Source organism: Exiguobacterium artemiae 255-15 (genome assembly GCF_000019905.1).
Classification (GTDB): domain Bacteria; phylum Bacillota; class Bacilli; order Exiguobacteriales; family Exiguobacteriaceae; genus Exiguobacterium_A; species Exiguobacterium_A artemiae.
In genome coordinates this window covers 1,896,725-1,916,511 of the sequence record NC_010556.1, presented here as the reverse complement: position 1 = coordinate 1,916,511, position 19,787 = coordinate 1,896,725, and the positions used below count along the sequence as shown (strand labels likewise).

Sequence of the window (19,787 nt, the reverse complement as noted above, 5' to 3'; positions counted from 1 at the left end):
GGATGAGATGTTTGGTCAATGGATAAAATGGGATACCCCGACAGGAACGGTCCGTGCAGCGTTTACGACAAAGTTTTCAGCACCTCACGGTCAAGGCAACTTAGGACTGCATGTAAAAGATGATCCGGAAGGTGTCATTAAAAATCGTGAAGTCATCGTGCGGCAACTGGATTTAGCCCTGGAAAACTCAGTATGGGCTGAACAGGTGCACGGCAATCATGTCGAGCAAGTAACGACCCTCGAGTCCGGTCGTGGAGCCTCAGATTATGAAACGGCAATCAAGGGTACAGATGGACTGGTGACAACGGATTCAAACGTCTTATTGATGATGCTGTTTGCAGACTGTGTGCCGCTCCTTTTCTGTGATCCGCGGACAGGTATCATTGCAAACGTTCACGCCGGCTGGCGCGGAACGGTTGCCAACATCGTCGAAGCCACATTGACAAAGATGGAACAAGCCGGTGCCGAACGTTCTTCGATTCAGATGGTGATCGGACCCTCGATCCGGGAATGTTGTTATGAAGTCGATGGTCCTGTTCTTGAGGCGGTTGACCAACTGAACTTGGAAGAGTCTCCTTATACTAAAAAAGAAGACGGAAAAGCTATGTTATCACTTCAAAAAACCAATGCCATGTTAGCCGAACGCAGTGGTGTCGGTGATGTGCTGGATACAGGAATCTGTACGAACTGCCAGGCGGAAGACTACTTCTCCTATCGTCATGGGGATCATGGTGGACGGTTTGCCAGTTTGATTGTAAAGGAGTCTCTCGATGTCAATTTCTGAAAATGTACAACAAGTCCGACAAAACATGAAACAGGCGTATGAAAAGACCGATCAAAAAAAGCAGGTACAATTGATCGGCGTGACGAAATCAGTTTCAAGTGAAGTGGCGGCGGAGTTGCTGGCGGCAGGTATAACGGCACTGGGTGAGAATCGTCCGGAAGGATTGACCGACAAACAAACGGTCTTAGGACGTGAGGCCTGTGAGTGGCATTTTATCGGAACACTGCAGACCCGTAAAGTCCGGCAAGTCATTGATCGGATTGACGTGTTACATTCCTTGGACCGCTTGCATCTTGCGGAAGAAATCAATAAACGTGCCAAGCAGCCAGTCGATTGTTTTGTGCAAGTCAACGTTTCTGGTGAAGAATCCAAGCAGGGGATTGATCCGGAAGATGTCCACTCATTTTTGCATGAGGTAGGACAATATCCGATGGTCCGTGTAATCGGACTGATGACGATGGCTCCGTTGACAGAAGACGAACAAGTACTCCGTTCGGTTTTTCGTTCACTTCGTGTCTTGCGAGACGAAGTGGCAACCCGTCAACTCCCGCATGCACCGTGCACGGAATTGTCGATGGGGATGTCATCGGACTATCAGATTGCCATTGAAGAAGGCGCGACATATGTCCGAATCGGTACGACGTTAGTCCAGTCATAAATTGCCTAGATATACGAAAGGAGAATTGATATGGGATTCAAAACAAAAATGCAAAATCTATTTCTCGGTAATACAGACGATTTAGATGAACTCGAATATGAAAATGATGCTACAATAAATAAAGGTAGAGGTGCATCACAGCAAGAATATGACGAGTATTATGAGGATTCTACCCCTACTGTTACTCAAAAGGAGGACCCTGTGAGACAATCGAACATCGTACCCATTCATACAAAAAAGGCGAAATCACAAGTCATTCTCAGTGAGCCACGTGTGTTTAACGAAGCACAGGAAATCGGCGAACATCTTCGTCAAAATCGTGCTGTCATCGTGAACATGCAACGGATGTCTAAAGATCAATCACGCCAAATGATTAATTTCCTGTCAGGTGTCGTGTTTGCTCTTGATGGAACGATTACGACTATCAGTCAAAATACACTCCTCTGTGTACCGAACAACGTCGAGCTGGCCGGAAGTATCTCAAATCTGCTCGGTGAAGATGATATCAACCATAAGGGGTGGTAAGCATGGATTCGCAAGTCATGTACGCAATCGGTCGTACACTCAGCACGTTACTTCAATATTACAGCTACGTCATGATTGCCTATATTTTATTATCGTGGTTCCCAAATGCACGTGAATCACGATTCGGTCAAGTCCTGGCCATGTTAGTCGAACCTTTCCTCGCACCGTTCCGACGGATTATCCCGCCCATCGGAGGTATGCTTGACATTTCACCTATCGTTGCCTTTTTAGTGCTTAATTTGGCACAGGCAGGCATTCGAGCGATCTTCTTCTAATGAGCGTTTATGATCATTATCGCGGACATGAGCGGGAGTTCGTCGATCTTGTCCTAAACTGGATCGACCATGTCGAAGCGACCTACACATTTAAAGTGACAGACTTTCTGGATCCGCGTGAACAACAGATTACCCGAGAACTTGTCGGAACAAAATGTGCCCTCTTTTTTGAGGGCGGTTTTGAAGGTGCGGAACGACAGCGTGCCCTCATTGCCCCTGATTATTACGAGCTTGATGCCAACGATTTTGATATCGCCATTTATCGTATCCATTATCCCACAAAATTCGTCGAGCTCTCGCATCGCCAGGTGACAGGGACATTACTAAACGTCGGATTAAAACGAGGGAAATTCGGTGACGTCGTCATCCAAGATCAACTCGTCCAGTTCGCCGTCGCGAAAGAAGTGGCTTCTTATATTGAAGCGAACGTCGATCGTGCGGGGAAAACCAAGATCCGGTTGTCACTCGTGGATTCAGAAGAACAGTTGAAAATCAAGGATCAAGAATGGCAGGAAGAACTGGGATTTGTCAGTTCGCTCCGTTTTGATACGGTCGTCAGTGAAATCCTTGGATTTTCAAGACAAAAAGCGCAAAGCCTGATTAAGCAGGGTGAAAGTAAAGTCAATTATAAAATCGTTGAAGATCCGAGCTTTTTGTTAGAGGAAGGCGATTTACTGTCACTTCGCGGAACGGGACGTGTCAAGTTAATTGCCGTACTCGGTTCAACGAAACGGGACCGGATCAAACTGCAATACGGTCTGCTAAAAGGATAACCAACAAGCTGAGGGAGGATTTCATCATGCCATTGACGCCACTTGATATTCACAATAAGGAATTTACACGTAAGTTTCGCGGCTATGACGAAGATGAGGTCAATGAATTTCTTGATCAAGTCATCAAAGATTTTGAATTGTTGCTCCGGGAAAACCGTCAACAGCAAGAAGTCATTCAAAACATGCAGTCTCGTGTCGATTACTTCAGCTCGATGGAGGAAACCCTAAACAAATCCATCATCGTGGCACAAGAAGCGGCAGAAGAAGTCAAAGCGAATGCGACGAAAGAAGCCAGCCTTATCGTCAAACAAGCAGAACGGGAAGCCGAACAACTGCAGGATGCGGCACAGCGCCGAGCGCAGCGGACTGATTTTGAAGTCGAACAGATGCGTAAAAAAATCGAATTGTACCGTAATCGATTCAAAGTATTGATCGACGCACAGATGGAATTGTTGACGAGCCACGACTGGGATGCATTTGATAGTTCGACCCGGGGTGTGCTTGACGAGATTCCGGCAGTTGCGTATAATGACGACGATGTCGTATAAGTTAAATCATTGAGAAGGACACGTCTTTTATCTAAATACTGTCAGCGAATCGGGGACCGGTGTGAGCCCGATCAGTCAAGGATAAAAGGTATCCCCTTTGAGTGTGGAACTGAACCTGTTCAGTAAGTTCCACCGTTTCGCCTCCGTTATCAGGCTCTTAAGTGGTAATCCGTTTTTCAGGGTTGCTAGTAGGGTGGTACCGCGAGTTCAAGCCAACTCGTCCCTATCAGGGGATGTGTTTGGCTTTTTTTGTACGCAAAATTCAGATAAGTGAGGGAATGCCAGATGGAATACAAAGATACGTTATTGATGATGAAAACGGAATTTCTAATGCGGGGAAACCTGCCGAAGCGTGAGCCGGATATGCAGGCACGTTGGAACGAGATGAATCTGTATGAAGCCGTCCAGGAGAAAAATGCCGGCAAGCCGACATTCATTCTTCATGATGGTCCTCCTTACGCTAACGGAGACATCCACATGGGACACGGATTAAACAAAGTCTTAAAAGACATCGTCGTCCGTTACAAGTCGATGAACGGGTTCCGTTCTCCGTATGTACCGGGTTGGGATACGCACGGACTTCCGATCGAAACAGCGCTTCAAAAAGCGGGTGTCGACCGGAAGTCGATGTCGGTCGCAGAATTCCGTGAGCTGTGTGCCAAATATGCATTAGAGCAAGTCGATCACCAACGGGAACAATTCAAGCGTCTTGGTGTTCTCGGTGACTACGACAATCCATACATCACGTTACAACCGGAATTCGAAGCGGCACAAATCCGTCTGTTCGGTGATATGGCGAATAAAGGATACATCTATAAAGGGAAAAAGCCGGTCTACTGGTCGCCGTCTTCGGAGTCTGCTCTCGCAGAAGCAGAAATCGAATATCAGGATAAACGTTCGGCTGCAATCTATGTGGCGTTCCAAGTCATGGACGGAAAAAACATCCTGGAGCCGACGGATCATTTCGTCATCTGGACGACAACACCTTGGACGATTCCGGCGAACCTCGGGATCTCTGTCAGCGGTGAGTTGACGTATGCTCGGATTGAGCACGAAGGAAAAGGCTATATCGTCGCCGAAACACTCGTACCGGAAGTCATCGAAGCCCTCGGCTGGGAAGGTGCGACGATTGGTCGTGTCTTCGACGGAGCCGACTTTGAATACATCAAAGCGAAACATCCGCTCTATGACCGCGAATCACTTGTCATGCTCGGCGATCATGTCACGGCAGAAGCGACGGGTGTCGTTCATACTGCGCCTGGACACGGGGAAGATGACTTCCGAATCGGTCAAGCGTACGGTCTTGATGTCCTTTGTCCGGTCGACGACAAAGGGGTCATGACGGCAGAAGCACCTGGTTTTGAAGGATTATTCTATGAAGATGCCAACAAAGAAATCGGTGTGGCACTAGAAGAAGCCGGTGCATTGTTAAAACTGTCGTTCATCAAACACTCGTATCCGCACGACTGGCGGACGAAAAAACCGGTTATCTTCCGGGCGACACCACAGTGGTTTGCTTCGATCAAAGATTTCCGGGCGGAGATCCTCGATGAAATCAAAGAAGTTCAGTGGGTACCGGAGTGGGGCGAAACACGTCTTCACAACATGTTCAAAGACCGCGGAGACTGGGTCATTTCCCGTCAACGCGCGTGGGGTGTCCCATTGCCGATCTTCTATGCTGAAGACGGTACGGAAATCGTCACACCGGAAACAATCGACCACATCGCCAATCTGTTTGCCGCTCACGGATCAAATGTCTGGTATGAGCGCGAAGCCGTTGATCTGTTACCGGAAGGCTTTACGCATCCGGCAAGCCCGAACGGCATCTTCAAAAAAGAGACGGATATCATGGACGTCTGGTTCGATTCCGGCTCATCCCATGCCGGTGTCCTCGCGACACGTCCGGAACTCGAGCGTCCGGCTGACTTGTACCTGGAAGGGTCTGACCAATATCGCGGATGGTTCAACTCGTCTCTTTCGACATCCGTCGCAACGACAGGGAAAGCACCTTATAAAGCGGTCGTCAGTCACGGATTCGTCCTTGACGGTCAAGGGCGGAAGATGTCGAAATCAATCGGAAACACGATTGCACCAATCCAAATCATGCAACAGTTCGGAGCGGAAATTCTTCGTCTTTGGGTGGCTTCCGTCGATTATCAATCAGATGTCCGTGCTTCAATGGACAACTTCAAACAAGTATCGGAATCTTACCGGAAAATCCGGAATACGGTTCGCTTCCTGCTCGGAAACCTCGACCAGTTCGATCACACGACGCACCGTGTGGCATTTAAAGACTTGCCGGAATCGGATCGCTTCATGCGGACGAAACTCGATCAACTTGTAGGTAAAGTAAAGGCAGCGTACGATGCGTACGACTTCATGGCGGTCTATCAACTGTTGCATAACTTCTGTGTCCTGGACTTGTCTTCGTTCTATCTCGATTACACGAAAGATATCTTGTACATCGAAAAAGAAGATGCACCGGCGCGTCGTGCCGTTCAAACAGTCATGTATGATACCGTCGTCACATTGTTACAACTGATGGCACCGGTCTTACCGCATACAGCCGACGAAGCGTGGGAATTCGTTCCCGGCGTCGAGACGGCGAGTATTTTCTTGACGGATCTTCCGGAAGCACCGGAAATGACGGAAGAAGGTCTTGCATTGATCGCGAAATGGAACAGTTTCCTCGTCTTCCGCGATGATGTCCTAAAAGCACTCGAAGAAGCACGTGCCGAGAAACTTGTCGGGAAAACGCTCGAAGCGAAACTCCTGCTTGCACCGAATGACGAAACGAAAGCGTTGCTTGCGACAATCGATCACCTCGAACAACTATTGCAAGTTTCGCAAATCGAGTTTGTCGCTTCGGCCGAGAAATCGTACGGAACGACAGGCATCACTGTTCTGAAAGCAGACGGCGAAAAATGTGAACGCTGCTGGACATATTCGACTGAACTTGGACAAGATCCGGCTCATCCGACACTTTGCCCACGTTGTACTGAAGTCGTCAATTCTTTATAATGAATCAGGGAGGGGCAGCTACGGCGACTTCGTAGCGGTCCCTCATTATTTTTGGATGTGGAGGAAAAAAGAATGTGGCTTTACTTAGCGATTGCTGCTGTACTCGTCGGAGTGGATCAATTGACGAAATGGATCGTCGTCCAACAGATGACGATTGGTCAAGCGATTGAGATCATTCCCAATTTCTTTTATTTAAATTCATACCGGAATCGTGGTGCCGCCTGGGGAATGCTTGAAGGGAAGTTCGGTTTTTTCTTCGTCATTACGCTGGTCGTCGTCATCGGGCTGATTTATTTTCTTTACAAAGAAGGCACAAAAAACAAAGTATTTGCTTGGAGTGTCGCCTTGTTACTCGGCGGTGCGGTCGGAAATTTCATCGACCGGATGGCCCGTGGAGAAGTCGTCGACTTTTTTCATTTTTATCCGTTCGGGTATAATTTCCCGATTTTTAATGTCGCAGACGTCAGTTTGACGTTTGGTGTTATTTTGATGCTGATCAGCGTCATGTTTGAAGAGCGTTTGACTAAGAAGGGAACGATTGATTAAATGAATGAACAAAATGAATGGGCTGTTAAAGCCAATGGTGCTACCGGTCGAATTGATAAATGGTTAGCCGAACAACAAGACTGGTCCCGGTCACAGGTCCAGGACTGGTTAAAAGCGGGTCACGTCGAAGTGGACGGACGGATCGTGAAACCGAACTACAAGATGTCCGGAACGGAAGAAATTCTTGTTCGAATCCCGGAAGCGGTCGAGCTTGAAGTCTTACCGGAAGATATCCCGCTGGATGTCGTCTATGAAGACAGTGATGTCATCGTCATCAATAAACCAAAAGGGATGGTCGTGCATCCGGCAGCCGGTCACGTATCAGGGACACTCGTCAATGCCTTGCTTCATCATTGCCAGGATTTATCCGGCATCAACGGCGTCAAACGTCCGGGGATTGTCCATCGGATCGATAAAGACACATCGGGTCTCTTGATGGTTGCTAAAAATGACTTGGCTCATGAATCGTTGGCGCAACAATTGAAAGACAAAACGACAGAGCGTCTTTATATCGCACTGGTCCACGGCGAGATTCCACATGAACTCGGGACGATTGAAGCACCGGTCGGCCGTGACAAAAATGACCGTCAACGGATGACGGTGACAGATAAAAACTCGAAAGCAGCTGTGACACATTTCCGTGTTCTCGAGCGGTATGAAGGCTTTACGGTCGTCGAATGTAAGCTCGAGACAGGACGGACGCACCAAATTCGTGTCCACATGCGTTACATCGGTTTCCCGCTTGCTGGAGATCCGAAATACGGTCCACGGAAAACGATGAAAATGAACGGTCAAGCGCTTCATGCTGCGGTTCTTGGATTCAAGCATCCGCGAACCGGCGAGATGTTGCATTTCGAAGCACCGTTGCCGGAAGAGATGACGTTTGAGATCAGCCAGTTGAAAAAACTTGAATTAGAGTCTTGACGTTTTTCTAATAAAACGGTAGAGTATCACCTAGAGAGCGATGCGAGACATCTGCCTCGAACAACCGGTCGTCCGCGTTGACGATCCTACCCATAGCACACCTTTAAACGAGTCCGGAGAGGCTACGAAAGGGAGACACTTCATTTGTGTAGATACGTGCAGTTTCGGCTGCCCAACACTTATTGTCTTCAACAACCTCCTGCGACTTAGCGCAGGAGGTTTTTTTTGCAGAAAGGAGCACCTCATGAAACCATCCGTCATTTTAGATGAAGCGGCAATCAGTCGTGCGTTGACACGCATCGCCCATGAAATCATCGAACGCAACAAAGGAATCGACCAACTGATGATTGTCGGCATCAAAACACGCGGTGAGACACTCGCCCGCCGTCTCGCCCGCCGGATTGAAGAAATTGAAGGAAAACCGGTCTTGCTCGGTGTCGTTGACATCTCGATGTACCGGGACGACTTATCGAAAAAAAGTCTCGAGCCGGAAATCAAAGGAACGGATATGCCGGAGACGGTGACCGGAAAAATCATCGTCCTCGTCGATGACGTCCTGTACACCGGACGAACCGTCCGCGCCGCAATGGATGCGCTCGTTGACCACGGTCGCCCGAGTATGATCCAGCTCGCGGTCCTCGTTGACCGGGGACACCGGGAACTGCCGATCCGCCCGGATTTCATCGGGAAGAATGTCCCGACCTCACGCGAAGAACAAGTTGTCGTCGCTTTATCCGAAGTCGATGACGCCGATCAAGTATTCATCAAACGTTAAACACAAATACCTTTAACGTGGTCCAGAGAGACCAGAAAGGGAGTTATCCTCATGCAAACACACAGACCAGTTCTCGATGTACAAGAACGACCAAAACATCCTCTTCAGTGGCTGATGCTCAGCCTCCAACATGTCTTCGCGATGTTTGGCGCGACGGTCCTTGTTCCGTTATTAACGGGATTAAACACATCCGTCGCCCTCGTCGCAAGCGGAGTCGGCACGTTGATCTTCCTCGCCGTCACCCGCTTTAAAGTCCCGACGTACTTAGGTTCAAGTTTCGCTTATATCGTCCCGATCATTGCCGTCAGTGAACGCTGGGGTGTCGAAGATGCGCTTGTCGGCGGAATGGTTGCAGGACTCGTCTACGGCATCGTTTCCCTCGTCATCACGTATACAGGTGTTGGCTGGTTAATGAAACTGTTGCCTCCGATCGTGATCGGTCCCGTCATCATGGTCATCGGATTATCGCTTGCTCCAACAGCCGTCAACATGGCGATGAACGGAGCGGACGGCAAGTACAACGGTACCTTCCTGCTCGTCGCCTTGACGACACTCGCTGTCACCTTGCTCGCGATGACGTACTTCAAAGGAATGTGGAGTACCGTCCCGATTCTGTTCGGTATCCTGACCGGGTATCTGGTTGCCGTCGCTGCCGGGATCGTCGACTTCACGTCACTGAAACAAGCGAGCTTCTTCCAGGTGCCGAACTTTACGGTGCCATTCCTTGACTACTCGCCGACACTAAACTGGGCGGCACTTGCGCTCATCGTTCCGGTCACACTGGTCACATTAACAGAGCATATCGGAGAACAAAAAGTGACATCACGGATTATCGGGCGCGAGACGCTTCTTGATCCGGGGATGCACCGGACGGTTCTCGGAGATGGATTGGCGAAGACGATTGCTTCGATCCTCGGCGGTCCGCCGGTCACGACGTACGGTGAAAACAACGGCGTCATGGCCATCACCCGCGTCTACAGTGTCTTTGTCCTCGGAGGCGCAGCGGTTCTCGCCATCAGCTTTGGCTTCCTCGGCTATGTCGAAGGGTTCATCAAGACGATACCGACACCTGTCATGGGCGGCATCAGTATCCTGTTGTTCGGGGTCATCGCTTCGAACGGTCTGCGGACACTGGTCGAAAGTAAGGTCGATCTTGCCGATAAACGGAACCTGACCATCACAGCGGTCATTCTGGTCATCGGGATTGGTGGAGCTGCCCTCAAAATCGGCAACTTCTCGCTCGAAGGCATGGCACTTGCCACGATCTTAGGGGTCCTTCTGAATTTGATCTTGCCAAAAACGAGTATCGAAGTCGCAGCACACGAACAAGAAACACCACAACCGAAACGAGCAGCTAACGACTTTTAAGACGTTCCAGAGAGAACGATAAAGTGGAGGCCCTTCAGAAACAGGTGGCGACATCTGTCTTCTTCAGCGCACCTTCACATCAGAAGGTGCGCTTTTTTTGCGACCCAAAGGAGAGAAAAACATGCAGACACGACAACGAATCGCCCATTTTACGAGTCTTGACGCATTAGCGACAGAAGACATCGAACAGTTGATTGAGCGGGCACTGCAGCTGAAACAAGGCGCATCTGTCCGACCACTTCCGACGAAAACCGTCGCCAACTTATTTTTTGAACATTCGACACGGACTAAATGTTCGTTTGACATGGCGGAACATCACCTCGGACTGCATGTGCTGCCGTTCGAAACGGCAACTTCATCCGTTCAAAAAGGGGAAACGTTGCTGGATACGTGCAAAACGTTACAAGCAATCGGCGTGGATGCCCTCGTCGTCCGGCACGGAGAGACCGGTTATTATGAACCGTTGCAACAACAGTTGTCAATTCCGATCATCAATGCCGGAGACGGTAGCGGGCAACATCCATCACAATCACTGCTCGATTTGATGACGATGTATGCGGAATACGGTCATGTCAGCGGAAAAACGATCGTCATCTGCGGTGATCTCCGGCACAGCCGGGTCGCCCGGTCAAACGCACACGTCTTGCAACGCTTGGGAGCGACCGTCATCGGTTCCGGACCGAGGGAATGGTTTGACGAGACGATGGGCATCACCTATCGGGAGATGGACGAGGCGGTGGCGACGAGTGACATCATCATGCTGCTCCGTGTCCAGCACGAGCGGCATACGGATGGCCGTCCGTTTGCAGCGGAAGAGTATCACGAACGGTACGGATTGACGGAACAACGGATGAAGCGGATTCAGCCGGAAGCGATTGTGTTACATCCGGCACCGGTCAACCGTGGTGTTGAGATTGCCGACGAATTGGTGGAGCATCCGCAATCACGCATCTTTGATCAGATGACGAACGGTGTGTTTGCCCGAATGGCGATTTTGGAACGGGCATTTGAGACAGCAACGATAAAGGAGACGAGATAAAATGGCGATTCGAATTGATCATGCAACATGGTATAAAAACGGGCAACTGCAAAAGTCGAGTATTCGCATGGAAGACGGTATTTTTACGGATCTTGATGCGACACCACTTGAGACGGATCAGGTAATTGATGCCACGGGATACACGGTGGCACCGGGATTTGTGGATGTTCATGTTCATTTACGCGAACCGGGCGGCGAACATAAAGAGACGATTGCGACCGGAACAGCAGCAGCGGCAGCCGGCGGATTTACAACGATTTGTCCGATGCCGAACACGCGACCGGTTCCGGACGACCGCGAGACGCTGGATGCGCTCTTTAAAAAGATTGAAGAAACGGCATCTGTCCGTGTTTTCCCTTATGCGGCGATTTCAAAAAATCAGCTAGGGCAGGAACTCGTCGCATTTGAACAACTGACTGATGCCTTTGCCTTCACGGACGATGGAGTCGGCGTCCAAAGTGCCGCCGTTATGCGGGAAGCGATGACACGCGCCGCCGCCGTCCATAAAAGTATCATCGCCCATTGTGAAGATGATTCGCTGAAAGCAGGCTGTGTCCATGAAGGGGCATACAGTGCACGGGAAGGATTGCAAGGGATTCCGTCACTGGCAGAAAGCATTCATATCGCCCGGGATGTCTTGATTGCGGAAGCGACCGGCTGTCATTATCATGTCTGCCACGTCTCGACAAAGGAATCCGTCCGGGTCATCCGGGATGCAAAACGGGCGGGAATTCGGGTGACGGCAGAAGTTACGCCGCACCATTTAGTGTTGACGGAAGACGATATCATCGGACGCGATCCGAACTTCAAGATGAATCCACCGCTTCGGAGCGAAGCGGATCGCCAAGCGTTGCTTGCAGGACTGCAGGACGGAACGATTGATTGCATCGCGACGGACCATGCGCCGCATGCCGCGGAGGAAAAAGCAATCGGCATCGAACGAGCACCGTTCGGGATTACCGGATTTGAAACGGCCTTTCCGCTGCTCTATACGAAACTGGTCGAACCCGGCATCTTTACGCTGAATCAGTTATTCGACTGGATGTCGCGTAATCCGGCCGATTTGTTTGACTTGCCGTTCGGACGGATTGAAGTCGGGGCGCCCGCCGATCTTGTCCTGCTTGATCTCGAGACGGTCCGCGCGGTACAACCGGACCAGTTCCTCTCAAAAGGAAAAAATACTCCGTTTGCCGGAGCATCACTAACCGGTTATCCGGTCCTGACACTCGTCGGTGGAGAAATCGTATTCAAGGGGGAAAAAGCACATGTCTAAACGGACGTTGATTTTAGAGGATGGAATGGTATTTGAAGGAGAAGCGTTTGGTTCAAGCGAGGTGACGATGGGAGAGGTGGTCTTCCAGACCGGGATGACCGGATACCAGGAGATGTTATCCGATCCGTCTTACTGCGATCAAATGATTGTGTTAACGAATCCGTTGATCGGCAACTATGGAATGAACCGCGACGACTATGAAACGACCCGACCGCTTGCGAAAGCACTGATTGTCCGGGAAGTCTGTCATACGCCATCGAACTTCCGCTCGCAGACATCTCTTGCGACGGCTTTGGAAGAATTCAACATTCCCGGCTTAACCGGCATCGATACGCGGCAATTGACGCGGCATCTGCGGTCAAAGGGTGTTATGCGGGGACTGCTCGTTGACGGTACGTACGATTTGACCGAGCAACTGGAGCGGCTCAAGCAAATGGCGCTTGCGACCGATCAGGTCAAACGGGCTTCGACGGAACGGGCCTATGTCATTCCGGGTGCCGGTCCGAGAATCGTCCTGGTCGATTTCGGCGCGAAACTGGGCATTATCCGCGAGCTCGTCCGACGCGGCTGTGAAGTCGTCGTCGTCCCGCACGACGTGACGGCAAAAGACGTCTTGCGTTACATGCCGGACGGTGTCATGTTATCAAACGGTCCCGGGAATCCAAAAGATGTTCCGACCGCCATTCCCTTGATTCAGGAACTGACGGGACAAGTTGTCATCTTCGGCATCTGTCTCGGTCATCAACTGATTGCCTTAGCACATGGCGCAGACACATTTAAGCTGCCGTTCGGTCACCGGGGAGCGAATCATCCGGTCGAAGATCTTCGGACGGGACAAGTCAGCATCACCTCACAAAATCATGGGTATGCCGTGGAGGACCAGTCGCTTGCCGGATTGAATCTCAAGCTGACGCACCGGGCGATCAATGATGGAACCGTCGAAGGAATCCGCCATACGACACATCCCGTCTTTTCGGTCCAATATCATCCAGAAGCTTCTCCCGGACCGATGGATGCCAACGATTTATTCGATCAGTTTTTAACAGAAATCACGAACCAACAGGAGGTCTCTCATGCCTAAACGTCAAGATATTCAAAAGATTCTCGTTATCGGATCCGGTCCAATCGTCATCGGACAAGCAGCAGAATTTGATTATGCCGGAACACAAGCCTGCCAAGCCTTGAAAGAGGAAGGGTACGAAGTCGTTCTCGTCAACTCGAATCCCGCCACCATCATGACGGATCCGACTGTAGCGGATCGGGTCTACATCGAACCGTTGCAAGCAGAGTTTGTTGCCCGCATCATTCGGAAAGAACGTCCAGATGCGTTACTTGCGACACTCGGCGGACAAACGGGACTGAATCTCGCCGTTGAACTGGATCGACTCGGTGTGCTCGCCGAATACGGCGTCGAACTGCTCGGGACGAAACTGACGGCAATCGAGGAAGCGGAAGATCGTGATTTGTTCAGAAAATTGATGTTTAAACTCGGTCACGGTGTACCGGAAAGTGAAATCGTGCATACGGTCGAAGAAGCTGAGCAGTTCTGTGCGAAGATCGGTCTGCCGATCATCATTCGACCAGCCTATACACTCGGTGGAACCGGCGGTGGTATCGCCGAAACGATGGATGAGTTCATCCGGATTGTCGAAGGTGGACTGAAAGCCAGTCCGGCGACCCAAGTCTTATTGGAAAAATCGATTGCCGGCATGAAAGAAGTCGAGTTCGAAGTCATGCGGGACGCGACGAACCAGGCAATCATCGTCTGTGCGATGGAAAACTTTGATCCGGTTGGTGTCCACACGGGGGATTCAATCGTCTTTGCCCCGACCCAAACATTATCCGACCGTGATTATCAGATGATGCGGAATGTATCGCTTGATATCATCCGTGTCCTCGGAATCGAAGGTGGATGTAACATCCAGTTCGCCCTCGATCCGGTCAGCTTCACGTATTATGTCATTGAAGTCAATCCGCGTGTCTCACGTTCGTCAGCACTGGCTTCAAAAGCGACGGGGTATCCGATTGCCAAACTGGCTGCCAAGATCGCCGTCGGGTATGCCTTATCCGAATTAAAAAATCCAATTACGGAAACGAGTTTTGCCTCGTTCGAACCGGCACTCGACTATGTCGTCGCCAAAATTCCCCGCTGGCCGTTTGATAAATTTGAATCGGCCGACCGGACGCTCGGTACCCAGATGAAAGCGACAGGTGAAGTCATGGCCATGGGCCGGACGATGGAGGAAGCTTTGCTGAAAGCGGTTCGTTCGCTTGAAATCGGACAAGCGGACTTGCACATGAACCGTTTTGCTGAGATGAATGAAGCCGACCTGCACCGTCATATCATCAAAGCGACAGATGAACGCCTGTTTGCCCTGTATGCCGGCATCGAACGTGGTCATACCGTCGAACAACTGCACGAATGGACGAGCATCGACCGGTTGTTCCTGGAAAAACTGCATCATATCCACCGGATCGAACAAGACATCGTCAAGCACGGGTTGACACCTGAACGCCTCCGTCATGCAAAACGTTACGGCTTCAGTGACCAGATGCTCGCCCGGATCACGCAACAGACCGAGACGGCAATCCGGCAGATCCGCAACGAATCCGGACTCCATCCCGTCTATAAAATGGTCGACACGTGTGCTGCGGAATTTGCCTCCGACACACCGTATTACTACGGAACATACGAAGTCGAAAATGAAGCGGTTCCGACGACACGGCCATCGATTCTTGTCCTCGGTTCCGGACCGATCCGAATCGGACAAGGGGTGGAATTTGACTATGCCACCGTCCATTCGATCCAAGCGATTCGTGAAGCCGGATACGAAGCCATCATCGTCAACAATAATCCGGAGACGGTTTCAACCGATTTTTCGATTTCCGACCGGCTCTATTTTGAACCATTGACGACGGAAGACGTACTCGAAGTCATCCGAAACGAACAGCCAATCGGTGTTATCGTCCAATTCGGCGGTCAGACGGCGATTAATCTCGCGGAATCACTGGAAGCCGAGGGCGTGAAGATCCTCGGAACGTCACTTGAAGATCTCGACCGGGCAGAAGACCGGAAACAGTTTGAAGCAGCCCTGACACAGCTCGATATTCCGCAGCCTCCCGGAAAAACAGCCGTTACAGTCACAGAGGCAACAGCAGCGGCAAGCGAGCTTGGCTATCCCGTCCTCGTCCGTCCGTCGTATGTCCTTGGTGGACGCGCGATGGAAATCGTCTACGGAGAACAAGAACTGGAGCATTATATGAAACATGCCGTCATCGCCTCACCGGAACGTCCGGTGCTCGTCGACCGTTACTTGACGGGAATGGAGCTTGAGGTGGATGCGATTTGCGACGGAACAGATGTCGTCATACCGGGCATCATGGAACATATCGAACGGGCTGGCATTCACTCGGGTGATTCGATCGGGGTCTATCCGCCGCAACGGGTACCGCAAGCGATCAAGGAGTTGATTGTCGATTACACGACACGCATTGCCAAGGCCTTCCGGATCAAAGGATTGCTCAATATCCAATTTGTCTTTGCTGACGGAGAACTGTATGTGCTGGAAGTCAACCCGCGGGCAAGCCGGACTGTTCCGTTCATCTCAAAAGTGACAGGGTTGCCGGTGGCACGTCTCGCGACGAACGTCATCTTAGGCGATACACTTGCGTCTTACGGATTGACGAGCGGTGTTTTACCGGAAGAAAAACTGGTTTCTGTTAAAGTACCGGTCTTCTCCTTTGCGAAGCTGAAAGAAGTGGATCCGTCGCTTGGACCGGAGATGAAGTCGACCGGCGAAGTCATCGGAACGGACCGGACACTTGAAAAAGCCCTTTATAAAGGACTGATTGCTTCCGGAATGGCGATTCCGGAACACGGCCGGGTGCTGCTGACAGTAGCGGATCAGGACAAACAAGAGATGCTTGATCTCGCCAAACGCTTTACGGCACTCGGGTTTACGCTGCTTGCCACGGCCGGAACAGCCAGCGTCCTGGAAGAACACGGATTGCGTGTTCAAGTCGTCGGCAAACTCGGTTCGGAACAAGGATCGATGCTCGAATGGATTGAAAAAGCAGAAGTCGAATATGTCATCAATACGATGAGCCGGGATTCACAAGTCACGAAAGACGGCTTCATCATCCGCCGGGCGGCAGCAGAAAACAATGTCGTCTGCCTGACTTCTCTCGATACAGCGGAAGCGTTGTTGCGGGTCATTGAAAGTCTGTCCTTTGAAGCGAGCGCGATTCAGCCATTCGATTACATGAAAAAGGCGGTGGCTCGATGATTCAACTCCTGACAGTTGTTTCACGCCGGGAAATCGCAAAAGGCGCGACAGAGTTAATCTGTCGCCGGCCTGACGCGACGGCTATCGAACCAGGTCGATTCATGCATTTACGGGTTGGTCCATTGTTACGTCGTCCCATCTCGATTGCCAACGTGGAAGGAGATTTAATCACGTTTTTATTCAAAGAAATTGGTCAAGGCACAAAAGAACTGGCCCGTCTCCGTGCCGGCGATCAAATCGATGCGCTCGGTCCGCTCGGAAACGGATTTCCGGTCGAACACGTTGCGCGTGAGGCGAAGATCGTCTTAGTCGGGGGAGGGATTGGTGTTCCGCCGCTCTACTATACAATGCGTCGGTTGGTCGAACGGGGAATTGCCTGCGAAGCGATTTTAGGATTTGATACGGCAGACAGCGTCTTTTATGAAGCTGAGTTTCAAAAGCTTGGTCCGACGACCGTGACGACCGTCGACGGGACAGCGGGCATCGCAGGATTCGTAACCGCCGCGCTCGACAGCAGCCGGTTTGATACGTTATTCGCCTGTGGGCCGGAACCGATGTTACGTTCGATCCAGCAGGTGCCGGTCGAACACAAGTTTTTATCGATTGAGAACCGGATGGGATGCGGTATCGGAGCCTGTTTCGCTTGTGTCTGTCCGACACCGGACGGGCATTATGTCAAAACCTGTTCTGATGGTCCGGTCTTCCGGGCGGAAGAGGTGATCCTATGAATCGTTTGCAAGTGGTCTTGCCCGGTCTGAATTTAAAAAACCCGATCATTCCGGCATCCGGATGTTTCGGATTCGGCGAAGAGTTTGCCAAGCTGTATGACTTATCGGTGCTTGGCGGCATCATGATCAAAGCGGCGACCGGAGAAGAACGGTACGGGAATCCGACACCGCGCGTCGCGGAAAGCGGAATGGGCATGCTGAATGCGATCGGCTTACAAAATCCCGGAGTGGAAGGAATCATTGCACAGAAGTTACCGTTCCTCCGTCAGTTTGATACCGAAATCATCGCGAACGTAGCCGGGTCAACGCCGGAAGAATACGAAGACGTCACAAGACGAATCAGCCGTGATCCGGTCGTCAAAGCCATCGAACTGAATATCTCCTGCCCGAACGTCAAGTCCGGCGGATTACAGTTCGGAACGGATCCACAGATGGCAGCCGAGCTGACGAGACGTGTCAAGGCAGTGTCCGAAAAGCCGGTTTATGTCAAATTATCGCCGAACGTCACATCGATCGTCGAGATGGCCCAAGCGGTTGAACAGGCGGGAGCGGATGGACTGACGATGATCAATACACTGGTCGGGATGCGGATCGACGTTCGGACGGGTCAGCCGATTTTGGCCAACCGGATCGGCGGTTTGTCCGGACCGGCCATTAAACCGGTCGCCGTCCGAATGATTCACGACGTCGCCCAAGTCGTCACGATTCCCATCATCGGGATGGGCGGTGTCATGGAAGTGGATGATGTGCTGGAGATGATTTATGCAGGAGCATCGGCAGTAGCAATCGGCACGGCCAATTTCGTCAATCCGTTCATTTGTCAGGAATTGATTACGGATTTACCAAAACGGATGGACGAGTTGGGCATCGAACACATCATGGATATCAGGGGGAAAGCATATGGAGCAACTTTACATCGCGCTTGATTTTCAGTCAGCCGATCAAGTCGAACGGTTTTTAGAAAAATTGGCACCACACCGGCCGGCACTTAAAGTCGGGATGGAGCTGTATTATGCGGAAGGTCCCGCCTTTGTCCGTCATTTGGTCCGGCAAGGACATGATGTCTTTCTCGATTTAAAAGTCCATGACATTCCGGAGACTGCCCGGCGGACGATGCGTGTCATTGGTCAACTCGGTGTTGAACTGACAAATGTCCACGCTGCAGGCGGGAAAGCGATGATGGAGGCAGCCCTTGCCGGACTACGCGAGACGTCGCCCAAGACACGGCTGATTGCCGTCACCCAACTGACCTCAACGGATCAAGACATGTTAACCGATCTGATGATTCCACATGCGATGGACGAAGTCGTTGCCCATTATGCCCGCGAAGCCGACCAGGCCGGTCTTGACGGAGTCGTGTGCTCGGCTCTGGATACGACACATATCAAAGCAACCTGCCGCTCCGGCTTCCAACTTGTCACGCCGGGAATCCGGCCGAACGGGACGGATGCGAATGACCAAAAACGGATTGCGACAGTAACGGATGCACGCCGGAACGGGGCAACGGATCTCGTCATCGGACGTGCCATCACACAGGCAAAAGATCCGAAAGTCGTTTATGAAGGATTGCTCTCAGAATGGAAGGGGATTAAACAATGAATCAACTCGCACAGGCATTACTTGAAATCGAAGCGGTCACGTTGGCACCGACGGCTCCTTATACATGGGCAAGCGGATTACGTTCGCCGATTTATTGTGATAACCGGCTGACTTTATCGAGTCCGGCGGTCCGGACTTTGATTGCCGACAAATTGGCGGAACGAATCCGGCCGTTAAACGCCGACGTCATCGCCGGGACGGCGACAGCCGGTATTCCGCATGCGGCGCTCGTCGCGGAACGACTTGGTCTCCCAATGGTGTACATCCGGGGAAGTGCGAAGGGACACGGGAAAGGAAATCAGATTGAAGGGCGTTTGCAGGCCGGACAACGTGTCATCGTCGTCGAAGACTTGTTGTCGACGGGGATGTCTTCGATTGAAGCGACGCAAGCCGTCGAAGCCGCCGGTGCTTCAGTCATCCGGATTCAGGCGATTTTCTCTTACGGGATGACCCGACTGAAGGAAAACTTAACGGCCGCCGGAGTGGAAGCTGATGCTTTACTGACGTTCACGGAATTACTGGAGACGGCTGTCGAGACCGCCTATATTTCAAAAGAAGAGCAGGAAGGATTACAAACCTGGTCGATTGATCCGGTGAAGTGGAGTGAATCTTTCCTGATCGGAACGAAACAGAATTCATAATCAGGAAACTCACCCGAGCATGGC

General features: G+C 51.2%; 19 protein-coding genes and 1 other annotated feature. All 19 genes read left to right on the top strand.

All coding sequences use genetic code 11. The annotated features are described in order from the left end of the window. Positions 1 to 7 precede the first annotated feature (7 nt). The 19 genes from pgeF (at position 8) to pyrE (ending at position 19,763) form a co-directional block, all read left to right on the top strand. Positions 8 to 784 carry a peptidoglycan editing factor PgeF gene (gene pgeF / locus EXIG_RS10035; protein WP_012370827.1) on the top strand — a complete coding sequence of 259 codons (777 nt, stop codon included), beginning with the start codon at positions 8 to 10 and terminating at the stop codon, positions 782 to 784. After that, on the top strand, positions 771 to 1,442 hold the full coding sequence (locus EXIG_RS10030; RefSeq protein WP_012370826.1) for a YggS family pyridoxal phosphate-dependent enzyme: 672 nt from the start codon (positions 771 to 773) through the stop codon (positions 1,440 to 1,442). The genes pgeF and EXIG_RS10030 overlap by 14 nt, the downstream gene beginning before the upstream one ends. A 201-nt stretch (positions 1,443 to 1,643) precedes the next feature. Beyond that, positions 1,644 to 1,967, top strand: coding sequence for a cell division protein SepF (locus tag EXIG_RS10025; protein WP_233550664.1), 324 nt, complete (start codon positions 1,644 to 1,646; stop codon positions 1,965 to 1,967). A 2-nt stretch (positions 1,968 to 1,969) separates the two neighbouring features. Beyond that, positions 1,970 to 2,242, top strand: a complete 273-nt coding sequence (locus tag EXIG_RS10020; RefSeq protein ID WP_012370824.1) for a YggT family protein — start codon at positions 1,970 to 1,972, stop codon at positions 2,240 to 2,242. Further along, positions 2,242 to 3,015, top strand: a complete 774-nt coding sequence (locus EXIG_RS10015; protein WP_012370823.1) for a YlmH family RNA-binding protein — start codon at positions 2,242 to 2,244, stop codon at positions 3,013 to 3,015. Before EXIG_RS10020 ends, EXIG_RS10015 begins: the two co-directional genes overlap by 1 nt. Positions 3,016 to 3,041: 26 nt before the next feature. Beyond that, positions 3,042 to 3,563, top strand: coding sequence for a DivIVA domain-containing protein (locus EXIG_RS10010; protein ID WP_012370822.1), 522 nt, complete (start codon positions 3,042 to 3,044; stop codon positions 3,561 to 3,563). Beyond that, positions 3,564 to 3,791 (top strand) — a binding site (T-box leader). It abuts the gene before it with no gap. A gap of 57 nt (positions 3,792 to 3,848) precedes the next feature. Further along, complete coding sequence (ileS, locus tag EXIG_RS10005; RefSeq protein ID WP_012370821.1) at positions 3,849 to 6,584, top strand: isoleucine--tRNA ligase; 2,736 nt, start codon at positions 3,849 to 3,851, stop codon at positions 6,582 to 6,584. 72 nt (positions 6,585 to 6,656) lie between these two features. After that, on the top strand, positions 6,657 to 7,130 hold the full coding sequence (gene lspA / locus EXIG_RS10000; protein WP_012370820.1) for a signal peptidase II: 474 nt from the start codon (positions 6,657 to 6,659) through the stop codon (positions 7,128 to 7,130). Next, complete coding sequence (locus tag EXIG_RS09995; protein ID WP_012370819.1) at positions 7,131 to 8,054, top strand: RluA family pseudouridine synthase; 924 nt, start codon at positions 7,131 to 7,133, stop codon at positions 8,052 to 8,054. Positions 8,055 to 8,298: 244 nt separating this feature from the next. After that, positions 8,299 to 8,829: a bifunctional pyr operon transcriptional regulator/uracil phosphoribosyltransferase PyrR gene (pyrR, locus tag EXIG_RS09990; protein ID WP_012370818.1), complete on the top strand. Its 531-nt coding sequence runs from the start codon at positions 8,299 to 8,301 to the stop codon at positions 8,827 to 8,829. A 51-nt stretch (positions 8,830 to 8,880) separates the two neighbouring features. Then, complete coding sequence (locus tag EXIG_RS09985) at positions 8,881 to 10,197, top strand: uracil-xanthine permease family protein (protein ID WP_012370817.1); 1,317 nt, start codon at positions 8,881 to 8,883, stop codon at positions 10,195 to 10,197. Positions 10,198 to 10,336: 139 nt separating this feature from the next. Beyond that, a complete protein-coding gene (locus EXIG_RS09980; protein ID WP_041261982.1) occupies positions 10,337 to 11,236 on the top strand; it encodes an aspartate carbamoyltransferase catalytic subunit in 900 nt (299 codons plus the stop codon). 1 nt (position 11,237) lies between these two features. Continuing rightward, positions 11,238 to 12,509: a dihydroorotase gene (gene pyrC, locus EXIG_RS09975; protein WP_012370815.1), complete on the top strand. Its 1,272-nt coding sequence runs from the start codon at positions 11,238 to 11,240 to the stop codon at positions 12,507 to 12,509. Beyond that, entirely contained in the window at positions 12,502 to 13,590 is a 1,089-nt protein-coding gene (locus EXIG_RS09970; RefSeq protein ID WP_012370814.1) for a carbamoyl phosphate synthase small subunit, read from the top strand. Before pyrC ends, EXIG_RS09970 begins: the two co-directional genes overlap by 8 nt. Continuing rightward, the gene (gene carB, locus EXIG_RS09965) at positions 13,583 to 16,795 is read left to right on the top strand and encodes a carbamoyl-phosphate synthase large subunit (RefSeq protein ID WP_012370813.1); all 3,213 of its coding nucleotides are present in this window, start codon (positions 13,583 to 13,585) and stop codon (positions 16,793 to 16,795) included. Before EXIG_RS09970 ends, carB begins: the two co-directional genes overlap by 8 nt. Further along, a complete protein-coding gene (locus EXIG_RS09960; protein ID WP_012370812.1) occupies positions 16,792 to 17,523 on the top strand; it encodes a dihydroorotate dehydrogenase electron transfer subunit in 732 nt (243 codons plus the stop codon). The genes carB and EXIG_RS09960 overlap by 4 nt, the downstream gene beginning before the upstream one ends. Beyond that, positions 17,520 to 18,449 carry a dihydroorotate dehydrogenase gene (locus EXIG_RS09955; RefSeq protein WP_012370811.1) on the top strand — a complete coding sequence of 310 codons (930 nt, stop codon included), beginning with the start codon at positions 17,520 to 17,522 and terminating at the stop codon, positions 18,447 to 18,449. The genes EXIG_RS09960 and EXIG_RS09955 overlap by 4 nt, the downstream gene beginning before the upstream one ends. Beyond that, positions 18,424 to 19,122 carry an orotidine-5'-phosphate decarboxylase gene (pyrF, locus tag EXIG_RS09950; protein ID WP_012370810.1) on the top strand — a complete coding sequence of 233 codons (699 nt, stop codon included), beginning with the start codon at positions 18,424 to 18,426 and terminating at the stop codon, positions 19,120 to 19,122. Before EXIG_RS09955 ends, pyrF begins: the two co-directional genes overlap by 26 nt. After that, positions 19,119 to 19,763, top strand: a complete 645-nt coding sequence (pyrE, locus tag EXIG_RS09945; RefSeq protein ID WP_012370809.1) for an orotate phosphoribosyltransferase — start codon at positions 19,119 to 19,121, stop codon at positions 19,761 to 19,763. Before pyrF ends, pyrE begins: the two co-directional genes overlap by 4 nt. Positions 19,764 to 19,787 lie beyond the last annotated feature (24 nt).

Bases quoted from the DNA above. Each gene is read 5' to 3' on its own strand.
- ileS (WP_012370821.1), top strand. From the start codon at position 3,849: ATGGAATACAAAGATACGTTATTGATGATGAAAACGGAATTTCTAATG.
- EXIG_RS10015 (WP_012370823.1), top strand. From the start codon at position 2,242: ATGAGCGTTTATGATCATTATCGCGGACATGAGCGGGAGTTCGTCGAT.
- EXIG_RS09970 (WP_012370814.1), top strand. From the start codon at position 12,502: ATGTCTAAACGGACGTTGATTTTAGAGGATGGAATGGTATTTGAAGGA.
- EXIG_RS09955 (WP_012370811.1), top strand. From the start codon at position 17,520: ATGAATCGTTTGCAAGTGGTCTTGCCCGGTCTGAATTTAAAAAACCCG.
- pyrC (WP_012370815.1), top strand. From the start codon at position 11,238: ATGGCGATTCGAATTGATCATGCAACATGGTATAAAAACGGGCAACTG.
- EXIG_RS10030 (WP_012370826.1), top strand. From the start codon at position 771: ATGTCAATTTCTGAAAATGTACAACAAGTCCGACAAAACATGAAACAG.
- EXIG_RS10020 (WP_012370824.1), top strand. From the start codon at position 1,970: ATGGATTCGCAAGTCATGTACGCAATCGGTCGTACACTCAGCACGTTA.
- lspA (WP_012370820.1), top strand. From the start codon at position 6,657: ATGTGGCTTTACTTAGCGATTGCTGCTGTACTCGTCGGAGTGGATCAA.
- EXIG_RS09995 (WP_012370819.1), top strand. From the start codon at position 7,131: ATGAATGAACAAAATGAATGGGCTGTTAAAGCCAATGGTGCTACCGGT.
- carB (WP_012370813.1), top strand. From the start codon at position 13,583: ATGCCTAAACGTCAAGATATTCAAAAGATTCTCGTTATCGGATCCGGT.
- EXIG_RS10010 (WP_012370822.1), top strand. From the start codon at position 3,042: ATGCCATTGACGCCACTTGATATTCACAATAAGGAATTTACACGTAAG.
- EXIG_RS09985 (WP_012370817.1), top strand. From the start codon at position 8,881: ATGCAAACACACAGACCAGTTCTCGATGTACAAGAACGACCAAAACAT.
- pyrE (WP_012370809.1), top strand. From the start codon at position 19,119: ATGAATCAACTCGCACAGGCATTACTTGAAATCGAAGCGGTCACGTTG.
- pgeF (WP_012370827.1), top strand. From the start codon at position 8: ATGTTTGGTCAATGGATAAAATGGGATACCCCGACAGGAACGGTCCGT.
- pyrR (WP_012370818.1), top strand. From the start codon at position 8,299: ATGAAACCATCCGTCATTTTAGATGAAGCGGCAATCAGTCGTGCGTTG.
- pyrF (WP_012370810.1), top strand. From the start codon at position 18,424: ATGGAGCAACTTTACATCGCGCTTGATTTTCAGTCAGCCGATCAAGTC.
- EXIG_RS09960 (WP_012370812.1), top strand. From the start codon at position 16,792: ATGATTCAACTCCTGACAGTTGTTTCACGCCGGGAAATCGCAAAAGGC.